We start from the raw sequence: 1,445 nt of genomic DNA on the forward strand, positions 1-1,445 counted from the left end.
GGTTATGCCTGGTGACAACATCCAAATGGTTGTTACTCTAATCGCTCCTATCGCGATGGACGAAGGTCTACGCTTTGCGATCCGTGAAGGCGGTCGTACAGTAGGTGCTGGTGTTGTTGCTAAGATCGTTGCTTAATTTGCAATAGTCTAACGACACTAAGAAAAGGGAAGCTTCGGCTTCCCTTTTTGCTTTCTGGGCTTCTGTAATGGATGCCTTTTTTGTCAGATACTTATGTCGCTATATTTGATTAAAGAATAAATAGCTCATTTCTATCCCCAAATGTTCTAACTGGGGATGTATTTGCAACTAGTAATGAAAACAATTCTTGTTTATATTCTTCTCATCGTATTGGAGGATAGAAATAAGATGTACGTTTGTCTTTGCCACGGAATTTCCGACAAAAAAATCATGAAGCTCGCCGAGCAACACGGGATCAGTGATATCCGCGGTATCCGCCAGTTTACCCCGTTGGGTTCGCAATGCGGCAAATGTATTCGCCAAGCCAAGGAAGTCCTTGAAATGGCCCCGGTCAACCAATACAAAAAAGCCAGTTAACCCAGGCTTTTTCAAAGCGTGTCTTTTGACACTCTTCTAATCGGTTCTATGCTTATGGGAACTGACAGAGGAGTGTTTTGTAATGAAAGCTGATCCGAAAATCATCCAACACCTCAACAAAATCCTCGGCAACGAATTGGTTGCTATCAACCAGTATTTCCTCCACGCCCGTATGTACAAGGACTGGGGCCTCAAACACCTTGCCGACAAGGAATACCACGAGTCTATCGATGAGATGAACCATGCGGATCATTTGATTGAACGTATCTTGTTCCTCGAAGGTCTACCTAACCTGCAGGATCTCGGCAAACTCAATATTGGTGAAGATACCAAAGAGATGCTTGAGTGTGATCTGGCTTTGGAAATGGCAGCTATTCCAGACTTGCGCGATGCCATCGCCTATGCCGAAGAGGTGAGGGACTATGTCTCGCGTGACCTGTTCCAGGATATCCTTGAAGATGAAGAAGAGCACGTCGACTGGCTCGAAACCCAGCTCGGCCTCATCGAGAAAGTCGGTATTGCCAACTACAACCAAGCCCAGATCATCGACGAAGACGAGGGGTAGGGGAGTCGTGGCTATGGCCCTGGGAAGATAGGGACCTCGGTCCTTGGAAAAGCATTGAAGCCCACACCAAGTGTGGGTTTTTTAGTTTTAGGATACACAGACGTAAAGACTTCGGCCCTCTGCGTTAGGAGAAGCGATAAAAGGATTTAGGATGAGTAGGTTCGCGGACCTAGGAGGAGCAAAATTAGAATTGAAAACTTGCAGTGATTGATTTCATTGTTACACTGCCCAGCACCCAGCACCCAGCACCCAGCACCCGCTCCAACAACCACTTACCACTATTTCTGGCTGATTTTCAAACAGGGCTTGCGTTCGAAACTGTGA

At 46.4% G+C, this 1,445-nt stretch carries 2 protein-coding genes and 1 pseudogene; all 3 read left to right on the forward strand.

Going from position 1 to position 1,445, the window contains the following annotated elements:
* A pseudogene (tuf, locus tag BIZ37_RS30130) lies at positions 1–136 on the forward strand (elongation factor Tu); the annotation flags it as partial.
* Between the two features lie 231 nt (positions 137–367).
* Entirely contained in the window at positions 368–556 is a 189-nt protein-coding gene (gene bfd / locus BIZ37_RS30135) for a bacterioferritin-associated ferredoxin (RefSeq protein WP_107299051.1), read from the forward strand.
* Between the two features lie 82 nt (positions 557–638).
* The gene (gene bfr, locus BIZ37_RS30140; RefSeq protein WP_107299052.1) at positions 639–1,121 is read left to right on the forward strand and encodes a bacterioferritin; all 483 of its coding nucleotides are present in this window, start codon (positions 639–641) and stop codon (positions 1,119–1,121) included.
* Positions 1,122–1,445: the final 324 nt, after the last annotated feature.

The sequence above is a fragment of the Photobacterium sp. BZF1 genome (assembly GCF_014349205.1).
Taxonomy (GTDB): Bacteria; Pseudomonadota; Gammaproteobacteria; order Enterobacterales; family Vibrionaceae; genus Photobacterium.

Coding starts and splice junctions, on each gene's coding strand:
- bfd (WP_107299051.1), top strand. CDS start 368: ATGTACGTTTGTCTTTGCCACGGAATTTCCGACAAAAAAATCATGAAG.
- bfr (WP_107299052.1), top strand. CDS start 639: ATGAAAGCTGATCCGAAAATCATCCAACACCTCAACAAAATCCTCGGC.